The organism is Bacteroidota bacterium (genome assembly GCA_016720935.1).
In the GTDB taxonomy this organism is placed as follows: Bacteria; Bacteroidota; Bacteroidia; order AKYH767-A; family 2013-40CM-41-45; genus JADKJP01.
In genome coordinates this window covers 379,353-403,387 of the sequence record JADKJP010000005.1, presented here as the reverse complement: position 1 = coordinate 403,387, position 24,035 = coordinate 379,353, and the positions used below count along the sequence as shown (strand labels likewise).

The 24,035-nt window shown below is 42.0% G+C and carries 21 protein-coding genes; 12 read left to right on the top strand and 9 right to left on the bottom strand.

From position 1 onward, the window contains the following. Position 1: 1 nt before the first annotated feature. The 8 genes from IPP86_08100 to IPP86_08065 all read right to left on the bottom strand — a co-directional run bounded on the left by IPP86_08100 (position 2) and on the right by IPP86_08065 (position 11,241). Positions 2-1,261, bottom strand: coding sequence for an ABC transporter permease (locus IPP86_08100; protein ID MBL0138477.1), 1,260 nt, complete (start codon positions 1,259-1,261; stop codon positions 2-4). Beyond that, a complete protein-coding gene (locus IPP86_08095; protein ID MBL0138476.1) occupies positions 1,258-2,337 on the bottom strand; it encodes an efflux RND transporter periplasmic adaptor subunit in 1,080 nt (359 codons plus the stop codon). The genes IPP86_08100 and IPP86_08095 overlap by 4 nt, the downstream gene beginning before the upstream one ends. 305 nt (positions 2,338-2,642) lie before the next feature. Then, positions 2,643-4,907, bottom strand: a complete 2,265-nt coding sequence (locus IPP86_08090; protein MBL0138475.1) for a T9SS type A sorting domain-containing protein — start codon at positions 4,905-4,907, stop codon at positions 2,643-2,645. 410 nt (positions 4,908-5,317) lie between these two features. Then, the gene (locus tag IPP86_08085) at positions 5,318-5,770 is read right to left on the bottom strand and encodes a c-type cytochrome (GenBank protein MBL0138474.1); all 453 of its coding nucleotides are present in this window, start codon (positions 5,768-5,770) and stop codon (positions 5,318-5,320) included. Positions 5,771-5,929: 159 nt separating this feature from the next. Beyond that, on the bottom strand, positions 5,930-7,252 hold the full coding sequence (rseP, locus tag IPP86_08080; GenBank protein MBL0138473.1) for an RIP metalloprotease RseP: 1,323 nt from the start codon (positions 7,250-7,252) through the stop codon (positions 5,930-5,932). A 228-nt stretch (positions 7,253-7,480) separates the two neighbouring features. Continuing rightward, positions 7,481-8,650: a 1-deoxy-D-xylulose-5-phosphate reductoisomerase gene (locus tag IPP86_08075; protein MBL0138472.1), complete on the bottom strand. Its 1,170-nt coding sequence runs from the start codon at positions 8,648-8,650 to the stop codon at positions 7,481-7,483. Positions 8,651-8,733: 83 nt separating this feature from the next. After that, complete coding sequence (locus IPP86_08070; GenBank protein ID MBL0138471.1) at positions 8,734-10,227, bottom strand: GH3 auxin-responsive promoter family protein; 1,494 nt, start codon at positions 10,225-10,227, stop codon at positions 8,734-8,736. Positions 10,228-10,365: 138 nt separating this feature from the next. Further along, entirely contained in the window at positions 10,366-11,241 is an 876-nt protein-coding gene (locus IPP86_08065; protein MBL0138470.1) for a M23 family metallopeptidase, read from the bottom strand. A 188-nt stretch (positions 11,242-11,429) separates the two neighbouring features. On the opposite strand from IPP86_08065, the gene IPP86_08060 reads away from it, so the two are divergent. Both IPP86_08060 and IPP86_08055 read left to right on the top strand, forming a co-directional pair. Next, on the top strand, positions 11,430-12,410 hold the full coding sequence (locus IPP86_08060; protein ID MBL0138469.1) for a bile acid:sodium symporter: 981 nt from the start codon (positions 11,430-11,432) through the stop codon (positions 12,408-12,410). A 222-nt stretch (positions 12,411-12,632) separates the two neighbouring features. Then, positions 12,633-15,338, top strand: coding sequence for a tetratricopeptide repeat protein (locus IPP86_08055; protein ID MBL0138468.1), 2,706 nt, complete (start codon positions 12,633-12,635; stop codon positions 15,336-15,338). 63 nt (positions 15,339-15,401) lie between these two features. Here IPP86_08055 and IPP86_08050 read toward each other — a convergent pair whose 3' ends face one another. Beyond that, positions 15,402-16,256: a hypothetical protein gene (locus tag IPP86_08050; GenBank protein ID MBL0138467.1), complete on the bottom strand. Its 855-nt coding sequence runs from the start codon at positions 16,254-16,256 to the stop codon at positions 15,402-15,404. A gap of 305 nt (positions 16,257-16,561) precedes the next feature. Between IPP86_08050 and IPP86_08045 the strand changes: the two genes are divergently transcribed. The 10 genes from IPP86_08045 (at position 16,562) to IPP86_08000 (ending at position 23,923) form a co-directional block, all read left to right on the top strand. After that, entirely contained in the window at positions 16,562-16,996 is a 435-nt protein-coding gene (locus IPP86_08045) for a polymer-forming cytoskeletal protein (GenBank protein MBL0138466.1), read from the top strand. After that, complete coding sequence (locus IPP86_08040) at positions 16,953-17,186, top strand: AtpZ/AtpI family protein (protein MBL0138465.1); 234 nt, start codon at positions 16,953-16,955, stop codon at positions 17,184-17,186. The genes IPP86_08045 and IPP86_08040 overlap by 44 nt, the downstream gene beginning before the upstream one ends. A gap of 97 nt (positions 17,187-17,283) precedes the next feature. Further along, positions 17,284-17,658 carry a hypothetical protein gene (locus IPP86_08035; GenBank protein MBL0138464.1) on the top strand — a complete coding sequence of 125 codons (375 nt, stop codon included), beginning with the start codon at positions 17,284-17,286 and terminating at the stop codon, positions 17,656-17,658. Positions 17,659-17,914: 256 nt separating this feature from the next. Beyond that, positions 17,915-19,129, top strand: a complete 1,215-nt coding sequence (gene atpB, locus IPP86_08030; GenBank protein MBL0138463.1) for a F0F1 ATP synthase subunit A — start codon at positions 17,915-17,917, stop codon at positions 19,127-19,129. 35 nt (positions 19,130-19,164) lie between these two features. Next, complete coding sequence (gene atpE, locus IPP86_08025; protein ID MBL0138462.1) at positions 19,165-19,431, top strand: ATP synthase F0 subunit C; 267 nt, start codon at positions 19,165-19,167, stop codon at positions 19,429-19,431. Between the two features lie 91 nt (positions 19,432-19,522). Continuing rightward, entirely contained in the window at positions 19,523-20,017 is a 495-nt protein-coding gene (locus IPP86_08020; GenBank protein MBL0138461.1) for a F0F1 ATP synthase subunit B, read from the top strand. A gap of 52 nt (positions 20,018-20,069) precedes the next feature. Further along, the gene (gene atpH / locus IPP86_08015; GenBank protein MBL0138460.1) at positions 20,070-20,627 is read left to right on the top strand and encodes an ATP synthase F1 subunit delta; all 558 of its coding nucleotides are present in this window, start codon (positions 20,070-20,072) and stop codon (positions 20,625-20,627) included. Between the two features lie 63 nt (positions 20,628-20,690). Beyond that, entirely contained in the window at positions 20,691-22,271 is a 1,581-nt protein-coding gene (locus tag IPP86_08010) for a F0F1 ATP synthase subunit alpha (GenBank protein MBL0138459.1), read from the top strand. Between the two features lie 49 nt (positions 22,272-22,320). Then, positions 22,321-23,205: an ATP synthase F1 subunit gamma gene (gene atpG, locus IPP86_08005; protein MBL0138458.1), complete on the top strand. Its 885-nt coding sequence runs from the start codon at positions 22,321-22,323 to the stop codon at positions 23,203-23,205. Positions 23,206-23,356: 151 nt separating this feature from the next. Further along, positions 23,357-23,923, top strand: a complete 567-nt coding sequence (locus tag IPP86_08000) for a MarC family protein (protein ID MBL0138457.1) — start codon at positions 23,357-23,359, stop codon at positions 23,921-23,923. The last annotated feature ends 112 nt before the right edge of the window (positions 23,924-24,035 follow it).

The window sequence follows — 24,035 nt, the reverse complement described above, 5'->3', positions numbered from 1 at the left end:
TTTATTTTCCACGAATAATGATGACAGGATCTATTTTACTGGCTTTTCGTGAGGGAAAGTATCCTGCAAAATAAGTTGTGATGATCGAAAACAAAATGCCGATGAGGTAGAACTTTGGATTGTAATCGACAGGATAAGTTTTAATGGTGGGAAGTGCGGTTGTATTAAAAGGAATCTGATCAATAAGCGCGGATACACCAAAGCCAAACACCAGCCCTAACAATCCGCCAAAAATTCCAATCGTCAAGGCGATGGAGATAAAAATTCTGTTTACGTCTTTTCCTGAAAATCCGGTAGCCTTCAATATCGCGATGGAATCCATTTTTTCATAGATCATCATGTTCAGGATATTGTAGATTCCGAAACCTGCAACTATCAACAAGGTGATCCCTACAGAGTAAGATATGAGAGTACGAACATAGCTGCCTGTTTCGAATTGCGCATTGGCGGTCTGTATGTCCATTGCCTCAACATCGAATAATTGCCGGAATTCTTTTGCAAGCAATGGAGCAGTTTGAATGTCTTTGAGTTTTATTTGAATATCGGTAATGTAATTATTGGATACACCTAATAGTTTTTGTGTGGTAGCAATGGAAGCATAGCTTTGCACTTTATCGATATCCGATAATCCGGATTGATAGTACCCAACTACTTTTAATTGCATGCGTTCTCCCTGACTTGTTGTCACATTGATCATGTCTCCAATGTTTGCAAGCATTTTGTCAGCAGCTCCTTTACCGAGAATAATGCTATTGGGTACATTCTTTAAATCGATGTAATTCCCGCTGGTCACATAATCTTTGAAGGTAAACAAACGGTTTTCCGCTTCCACATCAATTCCGTTTATCACTCCGGTGAGCTCAATTGTAGAAACCGTATAAAAAACCGGTGCTGTAATTTTTGGCGCGATACCGGAAACGCGAGGATCCTTTTTCAACGTACTCATGATGGCAGCGTTGTTCCGGATTTCAAGCATTTCTTTTTTAGGCTTGACTGATCGAACGAAGTTGTAGTGATTTTGGAATTCAGAAGACAGATCCGCGGGTTGATCTTTTGAAGGTAAAATTTCATTGTACAAACGAACATGAGCGGTACGGTTTATCACAAGGCCATCCAGCAGCCGATTTAGTCCCGACATGAAACTCAGCAATCCGATAAACATTGTAATGCTGAACGTTACCCCGATGGCTGCGACCAATGTTTGTTTCCAACGGGCAAGCAGGAGAGAGACAGAGATGTCTTTGATCAGCTTAATATTCATTCCGTTGGTTTTAGCAATTCATCCTCTGCTTTTATTCCTGAAATTATTTCAACCTGCTTATAGTCTTTGGCTCCCGTTTTCACAACAACGGTATCGCCGCTGCTTTTCACAACAAGAGAATCATGCAAAAGAAAATTTCTGGGAATAAGCAGAGTGGTTTCTTTTTGCTGAAGAATAATATTCGCTTCAAATGTAATATTCGGATAAAGTGTCTCCGGTTGATTGCTAAATTCCGCTTCCACAAGAAACGTTTTACTTCGCTCGTTCATGTAAGGAAATATACGTGTAACCCTTGAGTCAAACACTTGACCTTTGTAACTATCCATTGTTACAAGTACTTTGGCTCCCGGTTTTATTTTCAATATATCAAATTCATCGACCTGCATTTCCAAAACAAACTGTTTTTTGTCACCGATGATAGCCAGGGTAGATTGGGGACCAACAATTTCGCCGACTGATTTTGGCAACGAATACACAACTCCGTCGATTTCGCTTTTCAGTGTGAAGTCACTTTCCAGTTGATTTGAAATTTTCAGATTATTTCTCGCCTGTGAAGAATTGAAATCCAATTGTCGTTGCAGATCTTCTAGCTTTACAATGGAGGAATACCATGCAGTTTTGGAGTTTTCGTAAGCAAGTTCTCTTTGTTCAAGTTCAACTTTTGAACCAACCTGTTGTTCCCAGAGTGATTTTTGACGGAAGAATAATACTGAGTCATTCTTCATTTTGTTCCTGGCTAAATCAACAAACAATTTTGCTTCATTTAGTTTTCCTTCATTTGCTTTCAAATCAGAAAAATGTGCCGCTAGTTCCGCATTTTCTTTATTTAACTTTTGAGTTTCACTGGCAATGGAAAGTATCGGAGTTCCTGCTTTTACCAGGTCACCTTCCGAAACAAAAATCTGTTTGATGATTCCATTTACAGGTGCAACAGCATCGTATTGATTTTTACTTTTCAAAATTCCGGAAGCATACACCGATTCTGTTATTGCACCATTCCGGGGGTTAACTTTTTCGGTTTTTTTCCCACATCCAGACAATGCTATCAATAGGATGTATAAGAGGACCTTGTTCATATCTATCAAAGTTAGTACATAAGACAAAATTCAAGGTTTATTTTGATCACAAAAGTAGATGACAATTGTCATTCTTTTCCTTCTGACTCCTCTTTAAACAACAGTATTCAAACAATATCAAATATTTGTAAAATGGTATCAAAGATTCATTGGCTTATCCGGGATTAAACCGAAGGAAAAGGAAATCGGGTAAAACTGTTTTTGACTGCTAAAATGACTGCAACAAAAACAAAATCCTGATTATTCTCAGAAGAACAGTCAGGATTTTGAAATACCGGGTTCGAGGATCAGTTCCGGAATGGTAATTATTTTTTTACAATTCGAATGCTGTTTTCTTTTTCTTCATTTCTGCACAAAAGATAAAGCCCGCTCTGTAATTCTGAGAGGTCGAGAGTAATCAAGTTTTCTCCGGCGTTTACAGGAGTATATTTTCGCAAGACTTCTCTGCCGGAGAGATCAAAAATTTGAATTAATTGTTGCATCTCAACAATTGAACTAAACAGCAGGTTCATTTGAGTGGATACAGGATTCGGATAAGCCGAAGTAACAAGAGAAATCTTTTCTTCTGCGTCTTCTGGTTCCGCCATTCTTGCACTTATCACATATACTGAAACAGGAGAAGAAGTTGAATAGCAGCTTCCGGCATTATAAGCTCTAACAGTATAGGTGCCTGCTGTGTTCACGACTATAGAACGGGAGGTTGCGCCTGTTGACCAAAGATAACCTCCGGCAAGTGTACTTGTGAGTGTAACACTTTGGCCCGATGTAATAACCGTTGACCCGCTTGTGGAAATTACCGGCACAGCAGGAGGAGTACAACCATTTGCAATGATTGCGACAGCATTTGAAGAAGCGGTACAACCGTTCGCTGCAGTGATAGTCACAACATAACTTCCCTGCATGTTTACTGTAATACTGCGAGTGGTTTGTGTGGTCGACCACAGGTATGTATTTGCGGAAGTAGAAGTTAATGCAACACTCGGGTGTGATGCAGAGAGTGTTGCTGAACCATTCAGTGAAATTACTGGTGTGTTTGGCGCTGTTAATAGTGAAATTGTTTTATTCACTGATGTTGCAAAACACGCCGGCCCTCCATACGCCCTCACTGAATATGTACCGGCTCCGGCTACAACGACAGAGCGGGTTGTTGCTCCGTTCGACCAGAGATAACCTGCAGATGCAGAACTGGTAAGCGTGACCGGTTTCCCGGGACAAATGTTTAAAGGGCCGCTTGCAGTTATTGTTGGCACAGGAGGAGTTGCAGTGACACTAACTACAGTGGTGGCTGAATTTTGAGAGCAACCATTTGCTGTTGTCCGCACAGAATAATTACCACTTGCGTTTACTGTGATAGACTGTGTGGTTTGTCCGTTCGACCAAAGATATGTACCTGAACTGCTGCTCGACAAAACAACACTGCCGCCGGTGCAAAATGCAACAGGACCGCTGGCTGAAATTGTAGGAACGGGGCCACTGCTGGTTACGCTCACTGTTACTGCCGGTGATGTAGCACTGTTTCCGCTTGCACCTGTTACTGTGACAGTATAGTTTCCTGAATTTGTAACAACGATGGAGTTGGTGGTTTGTCCTCCCGGACTCCATAAGTAAGCAGCTCCTGCACTTGCAGTGAGAGTTACACTTCCTCCTGAACAAAAACTCAATGGTCCGCTGCTACTGATTGAAGCATTAGCCAGTGAAGTTTTCGGCATGAGTGAATACAGGAACCACTGGTATCCCTGCAAACTGATATTTTGTTTGATTGACGCAGGCTCCAGTTTGAAAAGCGATTCGAATGTTTGATACGGTTGGGTAATGGGATGTGTATCTAACCAGGGGCCCATAAAAGTTGGTTCACTGGAAAAGATGGGCATGATTTGTATTGGCTTGTTCGCGCTTGCAATGTCATAAATCCGGGTTTGAGCGTATTGGTAAACATCAATATCACTTGTACGGTAGGCATGAAGTAAGATTCTGTCGGCTGATGCTACAAGTTTTTGCATTTGCCCTCTTGTGGGCCATCCGAGATAAATCTCATTCAAAAGAGAATGAACATTACTGAGGGAGTCAATTTTTTGAAATTGCTGCAACGCAAATGCAAATGCGCCGGCAGTGTCTACTGTGAATCCATTTGGTGTAAGATAATTCGGACCATAATAAGCTGTGATGCTGGATGTCAGCCAAAATTCAAATTCATAATTGAGTACATCAAATTTTTCGGAAGCGATACTCCTGCCGGTATTATAGGGAATGATATAGTTTTTAAAGAAATTATAAGTTTCACCTGCTGCTCCAACCTGAATTACTCCAGATTGTGTTTTGGCACGTGAAATAAAGGACGCCAGCGCATTTTTTTGGGTATAAGACCAGTTGAGTAAATTGAGATCGTAAATGGTGATGTAATTGATGTTGTTAGAGGAGCAGTAGTAAAGAATTTTGTTTTCCTGTACAGAATCTCCGATCCATGTGTTTACAAAATTGACATACATGCCTCGAACAGGAGGTACTTGTGCGTTAGATGCCTCGGTAAAAAAGAACAGGCATAGGAGTGTCAGGTGTGTGAATCTCTTCATCAAGATATGAGTTTTTGTATGCTGAAGTTTTGTTTCTCCAGCGGATTGTCCTTTCCCCGGAACAATCTTTTGTGATTTGAAAAATCGTGAAGTGAATCTAATATAAAAGGGTAAGAGCTTGCATATTTATTAACAAGCAGTCAGATTCACATACCTTACAGTTTTGCAATGTGATCACTGTTGATGCGCCTTACAGAGGCTGATATTATGTTCAATGGAAATTCGGCTGCACTTATCAACAAAAGCAAATCCTGATTATGTTAAAATCGGAAAACAAATTAGTTTTTGCGGAGTGCAGGGCAAATTGAAAGACCGAATATTCGTCTTATAGAAACTTCCGGGTAAATCTGAAGACAGAAAAAAGAGGAGTCGAAAATTCAATCTATAGCAGATCGTACACTAAAATTAATTTAGTGTTTTTTGTGCTGGAGCTCAATGATCGAGTCAACCTGAGGGAGTAAATCTTCTGAATCAATGTGCGTCGATCCACGATGACACGTAAAGCACATTACTGTTTTTAATGTATCAGTCTGTGTACTGTGATCAGGATTAAAATAGTTTGCATTGAGATAAGCTGTCATTCGCATCATGTTTCGAGCGATTTCTTTTTCAGGTTTTGCGTCACTTGCAAAATCAAGATGACGTCCCTTGCTTGTATCCGGATCCATGGCATGACAGAAACTGCATTTTACACCGAGCGAGGCTTTGAAATGATCCATCACAGAATCCAGTTGTTCTTCAGTAATATTTGCCGGAAGAACTTTCAGGTTACCGGAATCCAATGCTTTTTCAGCAACAGGTGTGAATGCAAAACTGAGACAAAGAGCAGAAATGATAAGTAGGGTAGTAACGAAGGTGCGCATGAGGATTACCGGTTAATTGATTGTAAGTGATTTGCGAAAGGTAAATAGTGAATGGTGTATTTTAAGAAACAAAGTAATCAAAAATTTTTGAATAGATAAATAAGTAGCGAATGGAACGAATTTCCATCACCCATCACCCATCACCCTTCACTAATAAAATCAACTCAGGAAATGTTTCCAGATATCGTTCCCGATTGTGAATACCATCAGTGAAAGTAAAATGATCATGCCGGCAATCTGAGCACGCTCAAGGAATTTGTCACTGAGTTTCCGTCGGGTAACAACTTCAATGGTGAGAAACAATACGTGACCACCATCAAGAGCAGGGATCGGTAGAATATTCATGAAAGCAAGAATCATGGATAACAATCCTGTGATTGCCCAAAAACGTTTCCAGTCCCAAATGCCTCCATAAATGGTAGCAATTCCGATAGGTCCCTGAAGTGAATCACTTGCTTTTTCTTTTCCTGCAAAAATTTGTTTCAGGCCTTTGATATTGGAAGTGATTGCTTCCATCGCATCCGAAGATCCAAAGCCAATCGCGTTCCCCAAAGAGTAGTCGGTTAAAGGATAGGAACCAAAATCACTGTGGTAAGTAATTCCAATCATTCCGGAATCATTTACTACAGGCTGTATCATCAATGTATCCCGGCCACGAAGCACTTTCATGGTGATGGGCTTTGATTTATTTTCATTGATCATTTTACGACAGCTTTCCATCGAGAAAGTCCGCATGCCATTTACTGCGTAAATGTGATCTCCTTTCATCAGTCCGGCAACCTCTGCCGGTTTACCCTGAATAATACTGTCAACAAGCAGGTTTGCCTGAAAAGGAATGATGAAATTTCCTTTGCCCACCTGCATGGTTTGTTTATAGAAATTATCAGGTACACTGATTTCATGTGTTCTGCCGTCGCGTTCTACGGTGAGTTTTGCACCGAAGAGTACCCGGGAAGAAAGTAATTCTTCAAAGCGAACCAGCGGTTTTCCGTCAATAGCCACAATTTTATCACCGGATTGCAAGCCAATTTTCTGTGCCAGATCAAATGCGTAAATTCCGTCATTCACATTGCTGTTGCTGAGATACTGTTTGTCGTATTTCATCAACACCATTGTATAAATCGCGATGCCAAGAATTACATTCATCGTTACACCGGCGATCATCACAATCAATCTCTGCCATGCCGGTTTGGAACGAAATTCCCAGGGTTGAGCGGGAGCTTTCATGGCTTCCTTGTCCATGCTCTCATCGATCATTCCTGAAATTTTCACATAACCACCCAGCGGCAGCCAGCCGATTCCGTATTCTGTTTCGCCTCGGCGGAAGGAAAAGAACTTGAATCCCCAGGCGTCAAAAAACAAATAAAATTTTTCAACGCGGATGCCAAATGCACGGGCTGCAAGAAAGTGTCCGAGTTCATGAAGTGTAACCAGTATTGCAAGGCCCAGAATAAGTTGGGCAGCCATTATTAATCCAGCCATGTGTGTTTCAGTAGAAGATTTGTAGAACGATGATTAATTATCAAACGGTTCCTGGGGTATTAAGATTATTCTTCATTCAGGAAATGGGATAACGGAAGAATTGAAAATTTGTTCCGGAATGGAATGCAAATATACTAAAAATTGGCTCTCGGGATTGGGTTTGGTATGTGTAGATATCGACCGGCAGGGGTTTTCAATTGAATTCCCAAATAATGCAGAAAAAAAGGTTTAAATAGATGAGGCCGGTAGTAATTCCGTTGCAAGTCTGCGGGTTTCAAAATCCGTTTTCACATAATCTTCATAGGTAGGGTGCGACAGGAAAGGTACTTTATTCATACAGCCTTCAATCATATCGCTCATTTCCAGGAAGCCTATCTGGTCTTTGAGAAAAGCGGCAACGGCAATTTCATTCGCCGCGTTGACAATACAAGGCATATTGCCTCCACGTTTCATCGCGTCGATTGCAAGTCCGAGATTGCGAAACGTTTCCACGTCCGGTTTTTCAAACGAAAGTGAAGGATAATTCAGGAAATCGAATCTGGGGAAATCAGCTTTCAGACGTTGTGGGTATGCAAGTGCATACTGAATCGGCAATTTCATATCCGGCAGACCCATTTGTGCTTTCATTGAGCCATCCTGAAACTGAACGATGCTGTGTATGATACTTTGTGGATGAACGATTACATCAATCTGACCCGGACGGAGATTAAACAACCAGCGTGCTTCGATGATTTCAAGACCTTTATTCATTAAAGAAGCGCTGTCAATCGTAATCTTGGCACCCATTTCCCAATTGGGATGTTTCAGAGCCTGTTCTTTTTTTACTGAAGATAAAAAAGCTCTGTCTTTACCACGGAAGGGGCCGCCGGAAGCAGTGAGATAAATTTTTTCAATCGGATTGTGCCATTCTCCGGCAAGACATTGAAAAATTGCCGAATGTTCGGAGTCAACAGGATAAATATTTACAGCTTTCTCTTTGGCCAATGCGGTCACCAATTCTCCGGCGACAACCAGTGTTTCTTTGTTTGCAAGAGCAATGTGTTTTCCGGAACGAATCGCATTTAATGTAGGCTTAAGTCCGGCGTAACCGACCAGAGCTGTGAGTACGATGTCGATATCATCCATCGTCACAATTTCCGCAAGCGCCTCTTCACCGGCGAATACCTTTACCGGAACAGAAGATAAAGCCTGGCGGACCATTTCCAGTTTGTTCACATCGCCAATCACAACCGCGTTGGGTAAATACTGGATAGCCTGTTTGATCAACAGCTCCGCATTGTTATTCGACGTGAGCACTTCAACAACAAAGTGATCGGCTTGCTGACGAATAACATCGAGGGCCTGAGTTCCGATCGATCCGGTTGAACCAAGAATGGCAATATGTTTCTTCTCCTGCATGGAAAGCAAATGTATGAAATCTATTTTGAGAGCAGGGGTATTTAGAGTAAAGAGTGAAGGGTAATGGGTGAAGAGTTTTTGTTTTACGAAGAATAAACCAGCAATTCATCAGCGATTTTCCGGTCATTGGCCAGTCGGGGCACCTTGTTTTGCCCGCCCAGCTTTCCTTGTGCGCGCATGTAATTGATAAATGAATCTTTCTTCAGTAAACGCAATTTCAGAGACTGAAGAATATGTCCCTGGATCAGATCGCGATAATAGATGTTCTGTTTCTGCAAACTTTCATCAATTGCAAGCCGGAATCTTTCCAGGTCATCGGGCATTTTGTGGAACTCGATGAACCATTCGTGGTAAGGCAATCCTTCGGAAGGAGTGATCATCGGAGCTACAGTGAATTCAACAATTTCAGCATGCTGTTGTTCGGCAGCCTGTTTCAGAGCCTTTTCAACTTCTTCCGCGATTACATGCTCTCCAAATGCTGAGATGTAATGTTTAACCCTTCCTGTGACAATGATCTTATAAGGATCCTTTGAGACAAATTTTACGGTATCTCCAAGGCTGTATCCCCACAGTCCTGCATTTGTATTGAGGATGATCGCGTAATTAACGCCCAGTTCAATGTCTTTTAAAGAGATGCGAGTCGGGTTGTTGTGGAAATATTCGCTCACAGGAATGAACTCATAGTAAATGCCGGAATTAACCATCAGCAAAAGTGAGTTGTCATTTTGTGAATCCTGATAAGCAATGAATCCTTCGCTTGCGGGATAGAGCTCAATGGAATCGACCTTTTTTCCGATACTTTGCTCGAGCTTGTTCCGGTAAGGCTCAAAATTTACACCACCATAAACGAAGAGGTTGAAATTCGGGAAGATATCCTTTATCCGCTTTCCTGTTTTTTCATGGAGCTTATCAAAATACATCTGCACCCATGGAGGGATCCCGGAAATAAAGGACATGTTTTCATGCAGTGTTTCATTCGCAATCGTTTCCACTTTTGTTTCCCAATCATCAATACAATTGGTTGCATAAGTAGGCATCTGGTTTCTCCGGAGATAAGCGGGCACATGATGGTTAACAATGCCTGATAGACGACCGACCGGAATACCATTCATCGTTTCAAGCGCAGGTGAACCGGATATAAAAATGAGTTTACCATCGAGAAATTTTGAATTTCCTGTTTCATGGATATAACTCAATAGTGCATTCCTTGTGGAATTGATGTGATTCGGAATAGAAGCTCTGGTAATCGGGATGTATTTAGCACCCGAGGTCGTTCCGGATGTTTTGGAAAGATAAAGTGGTTTTCCCGGCCACATCACATTTTCTTCTCCGGCTTTTATCTTTTCAAAATAGTTTTTTAATCCTTCGTAGTCGCGGACAGGAACCTGTTCACGGAACTGAACATAGGTTTTGACAGATGTCAACCAGTGATCTTTTCCAAAAAGTGTTTCTTTCCCGCTAAAGAGCAGCTGCTGAAAAATCCGTTGCTGGAAAAGCACCGCGTTTCGGCTCCAGTAGCGCGTTTCACGGGCAGTCCATGCGGCAAGCGGGCGGCTTAAAACAGAAAGAAATCCCATAACACAAATAGAAGGGAAAGGTAGGGATTTGAGATGAAATTTATAAAAGTATTTTGAATGTTTTCAAAAACAAGGTTGACATTGATGCTTCAAAAAGAAGGACGTTTGTTTCTGATTCCGGGAGAAACAATCTTTGGTTCAGAAAGCGATATATTTTTTTGGATCCAGAGAAGTTCCATTGAACCAAAGTTCAAAATGCAAATGCGGACCTTCACTCAATTCTCCGGAGTTTCCGATGACGGCAATCACCTCTCCGGCCTTGACGAAGTCGCCGACTTTTTTCAGAAGAGCGGAATTGTGTTTGTAAAACGAAAACAAATTGTTGCTGTGCTGTATACCAATGACCCATCCTGTTTCGGAAGTAAAATTGGCAAGTACAACAGTACCATCCAGAGTGGATTTAATCGGTTCATTCGGATTCGAAACAATATCAATACCGAAATGTTTGTTGACCGGATCAAAACGATTCGTAAGTGTTCCTTTTACAGGAGGAAAAAACAGGAAACTGCTAATGCTGTTCGATAGAGAAGAGTTGTCGTTTACGGCCAGTGAAAATTGGTCCTGAGATTCTATTTCCTGCCTGAGCAGGGAATCTTCCGGTGATTTGCGGAGCTTGTGGATCGTATCGTAATTGCTTACAGTTCCCGAAGCTTGTTGATCGGGGTTGTTCTTCGTGAAATTCCCGTCAATCACTTTTCGGATATTTTCAATATACTGATCACGGGATTCAATTTCCTGTTCCATGGAATCAGTTTTCTGAACCAGATAAAGCACACGACGCTGTGTTTTCAGATCAGCATATCCCGGAATGTATTCCCGGAGACCGGTAAAGGCAATGATGAACGATGTTAGAATCACCAGCAAAATGGCGCCCAATCCGAAGGCGACAAAAACATTCAAAGGCCGCAAACGAAAGGATGCTTTTTCTTCAAAAGTTTCTTCGTTCATTACCACAAGCCGGAAACGGTTCTTCAACCGGCGCAGCCATGTTCGTTTATTTTTGTCTTCTGCCATTTTTTAAAAGGAAGGCAAAGCTATGACAAAATTTGAGTGTTGGGAAATAGATGGGATCCTAAGAAATGAAATTCGAAACCACAATGCCATTAAATTACTTTTGTGCAGGAAGAATGAATCTAATATCAGACTTTATCGTTTGATTTATTCATTCCCGGATATATTGATCGACGAATTTTCAAAAAATCTTGAAAAACACTTTAGCACGTTACGGAATTGATTGGTTTCTGCCGGCTTTGGCGGGGGTCATTATTCTTGCAAAATATTTTCCGCAGGCCGGTGTTCAAACAGGGCATTTTTCTTTGACCGAAATAGCAGGCTATGGAATTACGCTCATTTTTTTCTTCTATGGTTTGCGTCAGGATCCGGTGAATTTTGCAAAAGGTTTAACAAACTGGAAAATGCACTTGCTGATCCAGTCAACTACGTTTTTGTTCTTCCCCTTGATAGCTTTATGCATCCGACCGTTCTTTAATAGTACCGATTCAACAATGTTATGGACGGGAATTTTCTACTTGTGTGTGCTGCCATCGACTGTATCCACTTCGGTTGTCATGGTTTCTATTTCCGGGGGAAATGTTCCGGCAGCAATTTTTAATGCCAGCCTCTCCGGAATTGCAGGCGTTTTCATCACGCCTTTATGGATGAGCTTGATGAGCACAAGCGGGAACACAGTGATGGACCTGAGCGGGATCGTGATCAAACTGATTGTCCAGATTTTGTTACCGGTTATTTTGGGAATGCTCTTACATTCAAGATTTGGCAAATTTGCCGAACAAAATAAAAAGCAACTTCGCCGCTTCGATCAGATTATTATCCTCGCGATTGTTTACACCTCTTTCGCTCATTCTTTTGTCAACCAGGCTTTTTCCGGAATAGGATTCGATCGGATACTTCTACTGGGAATCGGCATGGTCGTCTTGTTTATTGTGGTGTTTGGATTGCTCTACTTGTATGGAAGATTATTGGGATTCAGTGAGGCGGATCGTAAAACCGTAGCATTCTGCGGCTCAAAAAAGTCTCTTGTGCATGGATCGGTTATGGCAAGTGTGTTTTTCCAACATGCCGCAACCGCCGGGGTAATTTTGCTCCCTTTGATGATTTATCATGCATTGCAAATTGTTTTGGCGAGCATGATTGCCGGGAAAATGAAATCAAAAGCAGGGTAAAGCGGCTAAATTTATTTTAGACATCGAAAAATGAAAATTTTTTCGGTTGAATACCGTTTGGGTTGGAATTACACAAAGAAAGAAAAGTCAGGCCTGAATTCGGCGGAAACCAATCCGTAGTAATTTGGAAATTGATTTTTCACATCACATTTCCCGGAATCCCGATTCCCGGAGCAATTTGAGGGGGCCAAAAAATGAAAAAATCCATGAAATTGTCTTATCTTGCGGGCTCAGACGACCAAAATATTTTCGCAGTTTTATTCTATTGATCATCCGATGATTTCCCGCAGTATTTTTCAACGCAGCGGCTGGCCTGCTTGTTTTGTTCTGGCTACCCTGTCCATATTTGGACTTTCGTGCTCCAACACGAAAGATTCCATGTTCACCAGAACATTTCACAATCTGAGTGCCCATTACAATGGGTATTATAATGCGGGTCTGAAACTGGAGGAAGGAACGGATAAACTCGCGCTTTCACACGAAGACAAATACGATCGTATTCTCAAAGTATTTCAGTACGCGAACGCGGAAAAATCCAAAGCCATTTATCCGCTGATGGATGACGCGATGAAACGTACTTCCAACGTGATTGCACGTCACACTATTTTGGATAAAAACGCGAATGAGAAACCGAATTCCGAAAAGTGGATCGATGACAATTGGTTGCTTTACGGGAAATGTTTGTTCTTCAAGCATGAGTATTTTGAAGCCATGGAGGCTTTCAAATATGTGGAGGTCACCTACAAAAAGGAAAGCACCCGTCACCTCGGTTCATTGTGGATTGCGAAAACCTATCTTGAGCTGACACAGTTGAAGGAAGCGGAGGATAAACTTGATTATTTGCGTAATCAGGGTGATTTTCCAAAGAAGAATAAATGGGAGCTGGCGGCTGTGAATGCCGATTTTTTCCTGCAAACAAAGAACTACCCTAAAGCCATCGAGCATTTGACCAAGGCATCAATCCTTGCGCCGAAGAGAGAGGACAGAATTCGCTTTATGTTTATTCTCGCTCAACTTCATCAGCAGCAGGAGGAATACCAGAAAGCCTTTCAATTGTATTCGAAAGTCATCAAAATGAACCCGAAGTATGAAATGGCATTCAATGCCAGGATCAACCGGGCCCGTTGTTATGACGCGAATAGTAAAAATGGGGAAGAAGTAAAAAAGGAACTTGCAAAACTTCAGAAAGATCCGAAGAACAAAGACTTTCTGGATCAGATTTATTATGCCCTCGCCGGACTTGCAAAGAAAGAAGGCAAACCGGATGAGGAGTTTGATAACCTGAACAAGTCAGTTCGTGCCAGCACCAGCAACCAAAATCAAAAAGCCTTATCCTACCTGGAACTGGCTAAAATTTATTTTGCAAAACCGGATTATCGGAATGCCCAGGCTTATTACGATAGTACAGTTACTAATTTATCCAATGACCATCCTGATTATACAGAAGTGCTGAACAGAAGGAACAGCCTGACCAAGCTGGTCAGAAATCTGAATATTATTACAACCGAAGACAGTCTGCAAGGGTTGGCAAAAATGACTCCGGAACAAAGACAGCAATTGGTCGATGCAAAGATTAAGGACGAAGAGGAAGCCAAACAGAAAAAGCAGGAAGAAGAACAGGTAAACCAGATTTTCGACCAGGCAAAGCCGGATCAGGTGAATCAGATGAACAAAGGCACCGGCTCCAACTGGTATTTTTACAATACGCAGGCGATCAGTTTTGGCTTTAATGAATTTACAAAAAAATGGGGCAATCGAAAACTGGAAGATAACTGGAGAAGAAGTAATAAAGAATCCACTTCCAATATCATTGAATCTGAAGGCACAGATACACTTGTGACTTCTGAAAAAGAAATAAAAGATCCGAAGCTTGCTGCTGAAAAGAAAAAACAGGACATGCTGGCCGCGGTTCCGGCAACTCCCGAGGCACTCGATAAGTCTACCAAGAAAATTATTGACGCGTATTATAACGCGGCAATGATTTACCGTGAACAATTGAACGATTACCCGGCTTCTGTTGCAATGTTTGAAGAGCTTTTGCAAAAATATCCCGACAACAAATACATGCTGCAAAGTTATTACCAGCTGTACAGGATCTATGCGCAAATGGGCAACACACAGAAATCAGAATATTATAAAAACATCATTCTGACAAAACACGGAGATACCGAGTATGCGGAAATCATCCGAAATCCGAATTATGCTGAGGAGCGCGCGAACAAAAAATCAAATCTTGAGATTTTTTACGAAGACACATACCGTAAATATCTGAATGGTGAATATGCGGATGTGATCAAACGTAAAGGTGAAGCGGATGTACAATTCCCGCAAAGTATTCTCGCGCCTAAATTTGATTTCCTGAAAACGCTTGCCATCGGTAAAACGCAACCAATTCCTGCATTTGAAGCGTCCCTGAACGATATTGTCCGCACCTATGGAAATGATCCGGTAAAGGATGAAGCACAAAACATTTTGGATTATTTGCACAACAGCGGAGGAAAAGCTCCCGAACCGGAGCCGGCTGTTGCCAATCCGGATTCAGCATCCAACTTAAAACTGTTTTCATACAATCCGGATACTTTACATTATGTAATCATCATTTTCCAGGCTGTAGGCGGACCTGTTGACGGGAATAAGCTGAAAAACAAAATATCGGATTTCAACAGCGCCAACTATAGTCAAAAGGGAATAACGATGATGGACATGATGCTGGATCACCGCAATAAAATTATGATCCTTAAATCTTTTCCGGGCAAGGCCGAAGCATTATCTTACAACAGTCATTTGTATGATAATGATGAAGTGTATGGCAACCTTAATCCCGACAGCTATCAGCAGTATGTAATTTCAGCGAATAATTTTGCTGCACTTATGCGAGAAAAGAATACGAATAAGTATGAGGATTTTTACCGCATGTTTTATCGGTAATTCACGAATAAAATCAGGCCGGTCTTTTTGTAAGTTCAGTTCAAAGGAGCAGATAGAAATTTTTTACAGATTCTCAAGATCTTTATATTCCCAGGTAAGCTTGTGAGTTCGTACATTATGTTGGAACAACAACGCTTTGTTTCCTGAATCTCCTGCGGAAATTCCCGATGCAAGGAAATGTATTCCATCTGAAGTGGTGTATTCAAAAGTTTTCGCGTTGATTCCGATGTCTCCACCAATACAGATTACTTCTATTCCCCGTTGCTTAACGGATAAAAGTTTTGGATAAACATCCGTATAAAAGTTATTTGGATTGATACAATAAAAGCAGGTGCCAAAACCACCATTAGTGACACTTGTAATTGAGTTTTCCAAATCAGGGTTGTTATACATCCAGATTAACTGATGATGTAATAGAATCAGATGCGTAGAATTCTGAATGGTATCAGTGACCGCGTTGATCAGATTTAATTGTGCTCCAACAAAATTGCTCATACTGTCCTGTGTATCCAGAACCAGGAAAGTGATCTTGTTTTTGGTGTAGGTATAAAAAGGAGCTCTTCCTGTGGTTGCTTGTACCACTGACAAATCGGAGTAATCGTGATTTCCAAGTGCCCACAACACATCCGGGTTGCTGAGATCGAAAATGGAATCTGCAAAAGAAATTGTCGCAGAGTCTCTTGCCGTTTCACTTTCCAAATCGCCACCTAACCAGAGCATATCATAGTTTTTGAAATGTATCTTCTCCGCTGTTGCATCCATCGAGGGGCTGCTATCGGTGCGCGTGTGTGAAAGATGCAGGTACCATTTCAGATCAGGATCTTCCGAAGTAAGGTAAGTGTGATCTTTTCGACAGGCTCCCAGGAAAGGAATCAACAGAATAATTAGGGTAAAACGAAAAGGAATTCTACTGATCATTTATAATTAGTTCGTGAACTGTGCCGGGAAAATCTGCGATGTGTATTCTTTGGTGTATTCAAAGTTAGTGAAACGAATTGTGTTTCGCTGATTTCCTTGATTGAGGTCAGAAATGATAAAATTCGTTTTTCAATTTCATGTGAAAAGGCCTCTTTTTTATTAAAATAGTGAAGACCGCGGACAAGATTTAGTGAGTGAATTCCTCCATTTTGTCACATCAGATTTTGTTCTATATTTGTCGTCCTTTTTTCAACCAAGGGATGTTGAAAACAGGGCTATAAGTTTCATTTTTAACAATTTATATTATGTTCAATAAAACCGGAAAAAACACTCTCCCTGCGGTAAAAGGAGGCGAAGGAGCATCATCTTCCATCAACCTGATTGGAGCCGGAACGGTCATTGAAGGCGATATTCGTTCCAATGGCGATATACGAATTGATGGAACGGTTTATGGCCATGTAATATCGAAAGCAAAAGTGGTGATTGGTGCTACAGGTGTGGTAGAAGGAGATGTAAACAGTCAGAATTCCGATGTCTCAGGAACCATCAAAGGGAAAACGGTAGTGTCAGAACTTTTGTTTTTAAAAGCAACATCAAAGGTCATCGGTGACATCGTAACAGGAAAATTAGTTGTTGAAGTGGGTGCTACATTTACCGGGTCATGCAACATGGGCCCTGTAATCAAGGATATCAATAATGCCGACAAACCCAACGAACTCTCCAAAGAAAAATCAGCCTGATTATTCTTACATGCGCTATGCTTCAATGGCCACGCAGATGCTGGTCATTATTGGCCTAGGCGTATGGGGAGGAGTTAAGCTGGATGCCTATTTCGGACTCAAAGTTCCGGTGTGTACTTTGTCTCTTAGTTTGTTATCCGTTGCCGCGGCAATTTATCTCAGTATAAAAGACTTTATCAAGAAGAAATAGACGGTGATCTTTACATTTCAATACCGAGATGTCAGGTCATGTACATAGTTCACATTATTAAACCCCGGAAAGTTTAACCGGGGTTCTTTGTTTGAAGATGAAAAGATACTTACAACAATTCGGATTATTCGCTGCGCTTATTGCCATCACGATGTGGCTAACCGGTACTTTGATTTTTCCTGAACAAGTGAATGGCACAAGTTGGGCGATTTATTTTTATTTCGTTGCAGTGACAGTGTTGTTTCATTTTGGGTTGCTTCGCTCTTCTGAAGGCAGGCCTCAGGTATTTGTGCGATATTATATTGGGACGACCACATTCAAGTTAATGCTGCACCTGGGCATACTTGTTCTTTACACCCTTTTCAATAAGCAGGATGCAATGCGTTTCATTTTTACGTTCATGATTTTTTATTTTTTATTCACCGCATTTGAAGTCATGCTGGTGTGGAGAAAATTCAGAACCCCAGGTTGAGTTTTATTGCCACGAATGCACAAATATTATTCGTGCATTCGTGGCAATAAAAATTAAAAGGGCCGGCCGGGTTTCAGGTCGATCAAATCGGAATTATTGAAGTTGTATAGATCAATATTGATTTTTTATCCACATAAGGTGTTGATAATCAATAACAAACTTTGTAATTTATATACCCCCGTTCGACATTTTCTCATTGCTCTTTCGTAAGTAAATACTACTTTTGCGCTTTCTTTAAAAAACTGTTTCCGAAGTCATGTTGCAACTAATTCATAATCAGGGATTTTTGAGAGCGAAAGCGATATTGGTAGCCTTAATGTTCGTTCTGTTCAGTGGGCTTGCTTTTGCCAATGAAGAAGGTGACAGCTTAAATGCTCAGGCTGAACCGGCTCATTCAGAAGTTGCCACCGAATCCGAACATCATGAACCAGCGGAAAAGAAATTTGACGCCGGTGCCATGATCCTTGAACACATTGGTGATTCTCATGATTGGCATTTATGGGGAAAAGGCCACAGTGCGGTATCTGTTCCACTTCCGGTGATCCTTTACAATAGTGAACGCGGTTTAACGGTTTTTTCATCCGGTCATTTTCATCATGGTGAAATGGCTCACAACGGTTACCGTTTGAATGAAAAAGGTAAGGTTGAAGCGATCAATGAAATGGAAGAAATTTCAGCTGAAAGCACGACTATGAATGAAGCGCTCACAGCCTCAACAATCGATTTTTCAATTACCAAAAATGTAGCAGCGCTTCTTTTTAGCATCATTTTGATTCTTTGGATGTTCATTTCTGTTGCGAAGGCCTATGGTCGTCGTAAAGGAGAGGCTCCAAAAGGACTTCAATCCCTTATCGAACCACTTGTTGTTTTCGTTCGCGATGACATTGCAAAAGCCAGTATTGGTCCCAAGTATGAAAAATTCATGCCTTATCTTCTCACGGTTTTCTTTTTCATCTGGATCAATAACCTGCTTGGTTTGATTCCGATTTTACCGGGAGGGGCCAATGTAACAGGAAATATTGCAGTGACATTAACACTTGCAGTATTGACTTTCCTGATCACGAGTTTCGCTGCAAACAAAAGTTACTGGCGACACGTCTTTGCTATGCCCGGAGTTCCGGTTGGAGTTTTGGTGTTACTGACGCCGATTGAATTGTTGGGAGTTTTCCTTCGTCCATTTGTATTGACAATCCGATTGTTCGCGAACATCACCGCAGGTCACATCATCGCATTGTCTTTCTTCAGTCTCATCTTCATTTTTGGTGAAGCGAGTGCCGGAGCAGGATGGGGAGTATCGGTGCTTTCGGTTGCCTTCGTAATATTCATGACAGTATTGGAATTGCTTGTCGCATTCCTTCAGGCATATGTATTCACTTTCCTCTCCGCGATCTATTTCGGAGCGGCAGTGGAGGAGCATCATCATGATCACGATGGTCATGACGCGCATGTGGAAGAGGCTGCTATCGTATAAATCTGAATTCAGTTTAACCCTTAAATACAATTACTATGTTATCTTCAATTCTTCTTGATGCACAAAACCTCGGAAACCTTGGTCTTGGTGGTGGTGTTGCTGCATTGGGCGCAGGTCTTGCTGCCGTAGGCGCTGGCTTGGGCATTGGTCGTATCGGTGGTTCCGCTCTGGAATCAATCGCTCGTCAGCCTGAAGTTGCCAACGACATTCGTGCAAACATGATCTTGACTGCCGCTCTCGTAGAAGGTGCTGCCTTCTTCGCGATGGTTGTCGGCCTGCTTGTTGTTTTGAAAGTTGCTTAAAACAACACACAAACAGGACGATTGCACGGTTGGTGCCGTCGTCCTGTTTATCTTAAAAAAAACGCTTACAAAAAATAAATAAAGCAAAACAATGGAATTGATCAAACCCGAAATCGGCCTTCTTTTCTGGATGTCCGTATCGTTTCTTACGCTGTTGTTCCTTCTGGGAAAATTTGCATGGCCGGTGATTCTGAAATCACTGAAAGAGCGTGAAGAATCTATTGCTGAAGCGTTGAATTCCGCCAAACGTGCGAAGGAAGAAATGGCCGCACTGGTTGCAGGAAATGAGCGTCTGATCCAGGAAGCCCGGGCAGAACGCGATCAAATGCTGAAAGAAGCCCGTGACGCGAAAGACGCGATCATCGCCGAAGCAAAAACAAAATCCCAGACAGAAGCGAATAAAATTATGGCTGCTGCTCGTGAGACCATCAATACTGAAAAAATGGCCGCGATCACTGAATTGAAAAATCAGGTGGCAATCATGTCTATTGAAATCGCGGAAAAAATTCTGCGTCAGGAATTGAGCAACGATGAAAAGCAAAAGTCGTTGATGCAAAATCTGATGAAAGACATTAATTTAAATTGAATTCACGACAGAAAATTCTGACGAGTTTTTTGTCCACTCATGATCATTTCAAATGTTAGAGACAAAAGTTTCCAAACGATACGCGAAATCCCTGATTGAGCTTGCCCAGGAAAGGGGAATTATCGATGCAGTGCAGGCGGATATGAAATTATTCGCAGGCGTATGTGCCGACAATCGCGATTTGTCATTACTGTTGTCCAATCCGATCATTCATTCCGATAAGAAGATGGAAATTCTTCGCAAGGTATTCGGTGATAAAATGAATGCTTTATCGATTTCTTTTTTTGAAATCGTTGCCAGAAAAGGCCGTGAAGCTTATCTCGAACACATCGCGAAATCATATATTTCTCTCTACAAACTCAAGAAAGGAATCCTCACCGCTGAAATTACTTCGGCTGTAGGACTGGATGAAAACCTGCGTAAAACAGTGTATGCAATGATCAGCAACTCCGGAAAATCAGAAGTGGAGCTGATCGAAAAAATCGACCAGAAACTGATTGGTGGTTTTGTGTTGCGTATTGGTGATAAGCAATACGATGCAAGCATCGCGGCGGATCTTCGAAAACTCGCCAAGGATTTTTCCTCTAATCCATACGTTCGCAAAAATTAATTTTACGGGAAGCGATTCCTGTCAATAACAAATAGTTCATCAAACATTAATCATACTCATACAATGGCAGAAGTAAGACCCGATGAAGTTTCCGCGATTCTGCGTCAGCAGCTTGCCGGCTTCAAAACAGAAAAAGAATTGGAAGAAGTGGGTACTGTACTCCAGGTTGGAGACGGTATCGCACGTATCTACGGACTCACACGGGTTCAGTCCGGTGAATTGATCGAATTCGAAAACGGTCTTCAGGGAATCGTATTGAATCTTGAAGAGGATAACGTCGGAGCAGTATTGCTTGGAGTTTCTTCCAATATCAAAGAAGGAGACGTTGTAAAACGTACCGGCAAAATCGGATCCATTAAAGTTGGTGAAGGAATGTTGGGGCGTGTGGTAGATACTCTCGGTAGCCCAATTGATGGTAAAGGCCCGATTACAGGAGATCTCTACGAGATGCCTTTGGAACGTAAAGCTCCGGGTGTAATTTATCGTCAGCCGGTAAACGAGCCGCTTCAAACCGGTATCAAAGCGATTGACGCGATGATTCCGATTGGACGCGGTCAGCGTGAATTGATTATCGGTGACCGTCAGACCGGAAAAACAGCGGTGGCGATTGATACGATCATCAACCAGAAAGAATTTTACGACAAAGGAGAACCCGTATTTTGTATTTATGTAGCGATTGGTCAGAAAGGATCAACTGTTGCACAGATTTTGAAAACACTGACTGAAGCCGGAGCGATGCCATACACGGTGATCGTCGCATCTTCCGCTTCGGAACCTGCTCCAATGCAGTTCTTCGCCCCAATGGCCGGAGCGGCAATCGGAGAATTTTTCCGTGATACTGGAAAACCCGCGCTGATTGTGTATGATGATTTATCAAAACAGGCTGTTGCTTATCGTGAGGTTTCACTTCTGCTTCGTCGTCCTCCCGGTCGTGAGGCTTATCCGGGTGACGTATTCTATCTGCACTCCCGTTTGCTCGAGCGTGCCGCGAAAGTCATCAACTCAGATGAAATCGCACGCCAGATGAATGATCTTCCGGAATCTATTCGCCATCTGGTAAAAGGCGGAGGATCTCTCACGGCCCTTCCGATTATCGAAACTCAGGCAGGTGACGTATCAGCTTACATTCCAACCAACGTAATTTCCATTACAGACGGACAGATTTTCCTTGAAGCGAACTTGTTCAATGCCGGTGTTCGCCCCGCGATTAACGTGGGTATCTCCGTTTCCCGTGTGGGCGGTAATGCGCAGATCAAGTCGATGAAAAAGGTAGCGGGTACTTTGAAACTTGACCAGGCGCAATATCGTGAGTTGGAAGCCTTCTCAAAATTCGGTTCTGACCTGGATGCTTCTACTAAATCAACACTGGATAAAGGAGCGCGTAACGTTGAAATTCTGAAGCAGGGACAGTATGCTCCGGTTGCTGTTGAGAAACAAATCGCAATAATTTATTGTGGAACGAAAGGAATCCTTCGTGATGTGCCGATCAATAAAGTGAAACAATTCGAAGCGGAATATGTCGCGTTGCTCGAAGCTCAGCACAAAGGAACGCTGGATAGTTTGCGCAGCGGAAAAATTGATGATGCGGTCACTGCCGTACTTGAGAAAGTAGCAGGCGAACTTATTCCAAAATACAAAGCATAATTCATTGTGAACTTTTACGAATTCAATCTGACGAATTCTAAATCTTAACATGGCAAATTTAAAAGAAGTACGAAGCCGGATTGCCTCTGTCATCTCAACTCAGCAGATCACAAAGGCAATGAAAATGGTGAGCGCCGCGAAACTCCGTCGTGCACAGGATGCCATCATTATGATGCGACCCTATGCCTCCAAGTTACGCGACATCATGGAGAATATTTCCGGAACCCTGGAAGGTGGTGTTGGCGGTGATCTCACAAAAGCACGTCCGATTCAAAAAGTTCTTATCGTCGCCGTGAATTCCAACCGCGGATTGTGCGGAGCATTCAATGCGAATGTGATTCGTATGGTGAACAAGTTGATTCGCGAAGATTATGCCGCGATGGCCAAAGAAGGCAATGTGAAAGTTCTGTGCATTGGCAAGAAAGCCAGTGATTTCTTCAATAAGAATAAGAATCTTTATGCTGGAAATCATAACGAATTGTACGCAAAACTCACCTTTGATAATGTATCCACAGTAGCGGAATCCATCATGAAGGAGTTTGCGGCTGGTCATTATGATCGTGTGGATGTTGTTTACAATCAATTCAAAAATGCGGCCGTTCAATATGTTCAGCACGAACAAATGTTGCCGGTAGCACCGCCTGCGAAAAAAGGAAACGAGAAAAACACGGTTCATGATTATATTTTTGAACCCGGTAAAGAAGAATTGGTTCTCGAATTATTACCCAAGTCGGTAAAAATTCAGCTCTTCAAAGCGGTACTGGATTCCCACGCATCAGAGCACGGTGCCAGGATGACTGCCATGAGCAAAGCAACCGATAACGCTGGCGATCTTTTACGTGATTTGCGTTTGTCTTACAACAAGGCACGTCAGGCAGCCATTACAGGGGAAATCCTGGAGATTGTTGCCGGTGCGGAAGCACTCAACGGTTAATCCGGGCTGACAAATATTTTAACAGGGAATCCTTTCACCGGGATTCCCTGTTTTTTTTAGCTCCTCCTGATTTTCCGGCCCCCTTTTAACATTCGATCAGCTAAAGTGCCTACTTACCAATCTGTTCTCATTTTTTTATACATTCGGTCTCATGAATTTCAACCTGAGGGAAATATTAACTGTCACCACAATCCTTTTCGCGGTGATTGACATCATTGGTTCGATTCCGGCATTATTGTCAGTAAAAACGAAAGTGGGTCGAATTCATCCGGAACAGGCGACACTGGTTTCCGCCTTGATTATGGTCGTTTTCCTGTTTGTCGGAGAATCCCTTCTCAATTTTTTAGGGGTGGATGTAAAATCATTTGCAATAGCCGGGTCCCTTGTAATCTTTTTTCTGGCAATAGAAATGATCCTTGGGATTCGTTTGTATAAAGATGAAATTCCGGAAACAGCTTCGATCATTCCGGTGGCTTTTCCATTGATAGCAGGAACAGGCACCATGACCACACTACTTTCACTCAGAGCGGCTTACGACATTTCAACGATCATTATCGGCATTTTTCTAAATCTTATCGTTGTTTATATAGTCCTTCGGAACTTGTTCAGGGTGGAGAAATTTCTGGGTGTAGCCGGGATCAGTATTTTAAGAAAGGTTTTTGGCATTGTTTTGCTTGCGATTTCGATTAAACTTTTCAGGACAAATGTGGGGTTTTAGGCACCCAAAACATTAACATTCCCCTTAAAAAATTAACCCTCAAAGCCTTGCTAATTCGACTGCACAGAGGTAGTCGGAGCAATTGGATTTTAAAAAAAATGTCCTACATTTG